8 protein-coding genes and 1 pseudogene are annotated in these 5,204 nt (G+C 39.0%); all 9 read right to left on the bottom strand.

Annotated elements, in window-relative coordinates; genetic code table 11:
- A pseudogene (locus B2Y23_RS12670) lies at positions 1-305 on the bottom strand (terminase large subunit); the annotation flags it as partial.
- Positions 306-317: 12 nt separating this feature from the next.
- Positions 318-764, bottom strand: a complete 447-nt coding sequence (locus B2Y23_RS12665; protein ID WP_291371173.1) for a phage terminase small subunit P27 family — start codon at positions 762-764, stop codon at positions 318-320.
- 785 nt (positions 765-1,549) lie between these two features.
- Positions 1,550-1,903, bottom strand: a complete 354-nt coding sequence (locus B2Y23_RS12660; RefSeq protein WP_291371171.1) for an HNH endonuclease — start codon at positions 1,901-1,903, stop codon at positions 1,550-1,552.
- A 2-nt stretch (positions 1,904-1,905) separates the two neighbouring features.
- Positions 1,906-2,295 (bottom strand): hypothetical protein, encoded by a 390-nt coding sequence (locus B2Y23_RS12655; protein ID WP_291371169.1) that lies wholly within the window; start codon positions 2,293-2,295, stop codon positions 1,906-1,908.
- The gene (locus B2Y23_RS12650; RefSeq protein ID WP_291371167.1) at positions 2,292-2,498 is read right to left on the bottom strand and encodes a hypothetical protein; all 207 of its coding nucleotides are present in this window, start codon (positions 2,496-2,498) and stop codon (positions 2,292-2,294) included. Before B2Y23_RS12650 ends, B2Y23_RS12655 begins: the two co-directional genes overlap by 4 nt.
- 8 nt (positions 2,499-2,506) lie before the next feature.
- Entirely contained in the window at positions 2,507-2,725 is a 219-nt protein-coding gene (locus tag B2Y23_RS12645) for a hypothetical protein (RefSeq protein WP_291371165.1), read from the bottom strand.
- Positions 2,712-2,903: a hypothetical protein gene (locus B2Y23_RS12640; RefSeq protein WP_291371163.1), complete on the bottom strand. Its 192-nt coding sequence runs from the start codon at positions 2,901-2,903 to the stop codon at positions 2,712-2,714. Before B2Y23_RS12640 ends, B2Y23_RS12645 begins: the two co-directional genes overlap by 14 nt.
- 580 nt (positions 2,904-3,483) lie before the next feature.
- Positions 3,484-4,230: a PP2C family protein-serine/threonine phosphatase gene (locus B2Y23_RS12635; RefSeq protein WP_291371161.1), complete on the bottom strand. Its 747-nt coding sequence runs from the start codon at positions 4,228-4,230 to the stop codon at positions 3,484-3,486.
- Positions 4,223-4,981: a protein kinase domain-containing protein gene (locus B2Y23_RS12630; protein ID WP_291371159.1), complete on the bottom strand. Its 759-nt coding sequence runs from the start codon at positions 4,979-4,981 to the stop codon at positions 4,223-4,225. The genes B2Y23_RS12635 and B2Y23_RS12630 overlap by 8 nt, the downstream gene beginning before the upstream one ends.
- Positions 4,982-5,204: the final 223 nt, after the last annotated feature.

The raw sequence follows: 5,204 nt of genomic DNA, 5'->3' as shown, positions 1-5,204 counted from the left end.
CCATCTTTTTTACGGACCCAACCAAACGTGCAGGCAATACCAAATTTCTGCCAAGGCTCCAGCGTAATTTTGAGTCGCTTTAGGGCCCATTCACCTTTTGTATGCGGCAATAATTCGATGAATGCGATCTTCTTTTCTGCTAATTTCGCATCAAATTTGTATGGAAAATCTTTATTTTTACTGTTTTTTAGGTCGTTTAAATGGCGCTCACAAGCCAATTTGACCCATTTACATGCAGGAACTTTGTCTGCTATGACCTGCTTCGCCCACTTATTCGCAATGTCTACGTTTGGGAAAGCTGTCATATCTACCCCACATTACATATTCAGCACCTCAGAAAATGGATTATTTTTTGGCTTACTGCCGCCACCCATAAGGCGATTACGTGAAGCTGGATCTAGTCCCAACATTGCCCCAAAGGAAGCCAATTGTTTTGATGCTTCATTCACGGCAGTTAGTGCTGGATTTTTTATTCGGCCAGTTTCCGTCTGGATGGTAACCCCATATAAAACAACTTCATGCTGTGCTTCACGCAGGTTGTGATAGGCCATGCAAAACATTTCAATGTTGTGCAAATCCGTGACTTTTAGAATTTTCCGTTTGAGCAATTCCGGAACTATGGACTTCCACATGACAACAGCATTACTCATATGCTCCATGTATTCCGGCACATCGATATCGAATACATTTTCAAAATCAGTATCGCCAGTAGCTTTAACCTTGGGTTTGCGACCTGCACCCGCTACCGCATTTACTCCACCCATGTCAACACCCTGAATTTTTAATTTCGCTCACGTAAAAATGAACTTAAGGGGGCGGTCATTTAGGGCAAGGCCCTGAACTTTTTGACTCCCCCCCTCCCTGTAAAAAGTCTTAGAAATAAAAAAATCCCATCATTTCTGACAGGGATTAGGTTGTCCAACCGGCGACTCTTATCGATTTACAGGCTTGTGGGCGCTACCGCTGATCTATCGGCTGGACTGGCAATCCAAACTATCAAGGCGATCACAGCTCACTCTAGGCGTGGCTCTTTCCCTTATTGCCATCGGTACTCAACAGATGGTTTAGAACTCAATTATACATTACAAATAATTGTGTTCCGGCTTTCGTGCATTGATGCTGACCAGTCACACAAATATAAGCGCTCAAACTCTTCACGAGATGGCGTACTAATCATTGTTTGAGTAAGTGGATTGAAAGCACTCCAAATCGTTTGATCAGTCTTGCTTGATATATCAAAAGGGATTGGATTATCCATTTTGTTTCCTTCAGCAATAACGTCGATACACGGCGCGATCCGCCGCATGCTTACTCTTCTTTAATACAGAACACTCAACATCATCATCGCGATTACTAAACCAAGATGATTTGCTTCTGGTTGTTGGCTTAGATGCAGCAGCTGGACGTGTTGAATAGCTACGAGCTGGTGCGCTGTATGATCGTGCAGATGATGATACTGATCCACCTCGACTACCACCGCCTTTGGCGTATGTCAGTGACGGTGACATGATGAATGCAATAATCGCTGCCAAGATAGATAGGCGTTTCATTATTTCTTTCCTTCGTTTGCTGTCTTCTCTCTATGGCACGGCGTGCACAGTGATTGAAGATTATCTGGATCATCTGTTCCGCCGTGAGCTTTAGCCTTGATGTGATCGACATCTGTGGCTTCAGCGATTCGGCCTTTTGCTTTACATGCAACACAAAGATAGTTATCACGCTTCAAGATACGTTCACGCAGCTTACGCCATGTGTGGCCATAGCCACGTTCAGTTGTGGAACCTGATCGATCTACACGACGAGTCCAGCCACTGCGCTTTGAGGCATGCTCATCACAGTAGCCCTTCTGACTACGTGACTTAACCAAATTGGGGCAACCCCATTCACGGCATGGTCGACTCATAATCATTCCAGCTTAATTGGTGGAGTTTGTATTTCCGATGGAATAGCTTTCTTCTCATCCTGAGTAGTTTCAGCATATTTACCTAAATAGGCATATTCAGCCTGAAGCAGTTCAACCTGCTTACGAATGGCTTCTTTTCGCTGTGATGCTTGCTCAGACTTAACAAGTTTGATATTTGCTAATACAGCTTCAATTGTTTGCTGATCAACAAAATCCGGGTACATCTCAAGACTTAATGACCAGAGCTTTGAATTGGTATCGCCACGAAGCGTAATTGATTGAATACCTGTTAGGTACTGGCCATTGCTCAGCTTCACTTTGGTACCCTGGCACACACCACCATTAAGAACCTCAATGCCCACGACCTTTAATATTTCATCTTTGTTATTCATATCTGATCATCCAAATATCCAGAGCGTTTAGGCTCGTCATCATCTTCAGTTAATTGAATCAGCAGCTCATTGATCTGTGCGTTCTGCTCGTTGTTGATCTGAATCAGTTGATTGTTCTGTTTGATTAGCTCGACCAGTAAGTCGTTCGATGCACAGCTGCATGCGCTGTTTTGCTCGTTCTGTTTGTTGTTTAATCCACTCACGTCTTTCCTCACATGATTTGCATGTCATCTGGATCACCCACAGTCACTATGATTTCATTCAGCAAATGATCATTAGGCCGATCTACTGTAGATATATTCACAAATGCCAACTCAATATCTGTAATCGCCAAACCGGTTTCAGCCTCAAACAATCTTTTGCGACTGGTTATATCTCGATATAGATCACGCTTAAATGCATCGAGTCTTGCCTGATCATCTGTATCCACGGCGCTCACCCTGTTTAAGTGATTCTTCAATGTTGTTGATTAATCTGTTCTGTTTTTTAATGAGCGTTGTAATTGTATTTAGCTCATCGAAGTTTAGGTCTTGCGGATGAACCTGCTGCAATGCCGTAACATTGGCTTTATACCGGTTAAGATTTCGCTGCGCTTCGATCACATCCATAAGACACCACCAATAAGAAAAGAAAAACCCCGCCAATATCTAGTATGTAGCGGGGTTTCATGTGCCGTAATACGTCCAGCAAATTATTTAACTTCTTTCAAACAATTCCGACACACCTTGATTTCTTCATCATCAATCGTGTAATCGATTTCTGTCGCACCATGTAGGCCGAATAAACACATTAGGAATCGGAGCATCACTTTTCTCCATGCAAAAAAAAGCCCACTACAGGAAAGCGAAGTGGACCTATAAACTAAGGACCTTGGAAGGTCATTCAGAAACTACAGCAGTTTCTGGTTGGCTATTTTGTACACTATTCAAATAATATTCACTGGCGAAATATATCAAAATTTAAAATAATGGTAATTAAATCAAATTATTAGAAAAGCCTAATTAATGATTTATCCAATATTAAAAAAGCCCGATCAAATGATCGAGGTTTATCACAATATGAAATTTGGTGGCGGCACCCGACTTCAAACCACTTTGATTAAAGGTAGCCGCCATAGGATGCCCTGATATTGCTTACACATGACATTTCTCAGGGCATTAAAAAACCACCCAAAGGTGGTTGAAATTATTAACTAACAGTATTAGTTCTAAATTTCATTGAAATAAGAGAATGATCATCTGTTGGTCCATTCTTTTGTATTCGTCTTAATAAGCTCGTTGAAAAAGCAGTTGGAGAAGACATTGTATTGTTTGAGAATTTTGGCTTCTTCTCCCAGAACTCATATGCCCCATCAGACATGATATTTAGAACAATTTCATTATTATCATCAATTAATTCAGATAGCTTGATAAAGCTATATTGAAATTCAAGATTGATGTGACTAGATAAAGCAGTCATCAAAATATTTTTACCAGGCATTTTTTTCAATTGACGCTCTGTAAAAAGCCCAGCATCCAAAAGCTTTTGATGTTGTGTGTGATCTTTAGTCAGCTGTATAAGCTTTTGTTCCTTTTTTAAATATAATCTACTATCTCCGATATGAACTATATAAAGTCCTTTGTCGTCAATATAACCCAATGTTAAAGTTGTAGCTGCTTTATAAAAATTTTGGTCCAATTCTTCAAGTGCACCTAATTTAATATTTAAAGTTTTTAATGTAGTCTCAACATCAGAAAAAGGGTAATCATCAGATTTATTAAAATATTCAACGACTAGTTGAGATGCATTACTAGCTCCTGCATATGAGCCCACACCATCAGCGATAGCAAAAGCAAAACCATTATTCTTTTTTACGGGTAAAAGCAATGAATCTTCATTTACCTTTTCATATGATTTAGGAAGCGTGAATGCCGCTACAGTAATTAAATCAAGCATTCTGTTCTCCATTAAATATCGGCTTAAACACATCTAATAGCTGACTTACTGCCTGAAATCTATTTGCTGGAACATCTTCTCTACACTTATTAATAATTGGGAGTAGTTTAGCAGTCAAATATTCATCATTGTAACAAACGAATTGTATAAATGATCCAATGGCATAGATGTCTGTTTGATCACTAAAATGACCAAACACAGCTTCTGGGGCAACAAATCCTGGCGTCCCCATTCCTTGTCCAATAGCAGTAAGAGGAACAGAGTTTGGATTTGGTACTGTATTTTTAACCAAACCAAAATCAGCAATCTTATATTTATTGTCAACTTTAACCATATTAGAAGGTTTTATATCACGATGTAATAATTTGCGACTGTGAATAAATTCCATCCCTAAAAGCAAATCATATATACATTTTAATCTTTCTTGCCTTGGAAAATTTCCTTCTAAAATCAACTTCTCTACATCAGTTTCTCCCAATTCCATAACAAACCAAGGCTCTGCTGAGGAAAGATTACATATATAAATAGGCACAATATTGGAATGGATACATTTAGACTGCAAATGTCCTTCTCGCATAAAACGCTTTCTGAAATCCTCTGCTTCTCGAGCATCTGACTTCATGGTTTTCATTGCAAATTGCCCGCACAAATGCATTTTTCTATTATAGATATTAACCCTATGTACAGCCCCGAAAGAACCACCACCCATGTATTCAATCTGCTCAATTAGATAACTACTATGCTCAATCATTTATGGGCTTCTCTATATTTTTTTAGAAAGAAAGTTCAAAATACTTTATAACTAATTGATTAGTAGTGTAAACAGCCATCTTAAATTTATTTAACTGTTATTTATTTTTATCAATTAATAAGACGTAGATCACATTTTATTAATATCATGAAGTCTGAAATAATAATTGCATATGATATTTACAAAAAAGCCCACCTTCAGATGAGCTCTTAAATTCAATTCT

The sequence above is a fragment of the Acinetobacter sp. UBA5934 genome (genome assembly GCF_002430855.1).
Lineage (GTDB): Bacteria > Pseudomonadota > Gammaproteobacteria > Pseudomonadales > Moraxellaceae > Acinetobacter.
Note: the sequence above shows the minus strand (reverse complement) of the source record. Positions and strands in the feature narration are given on the sequence as shown.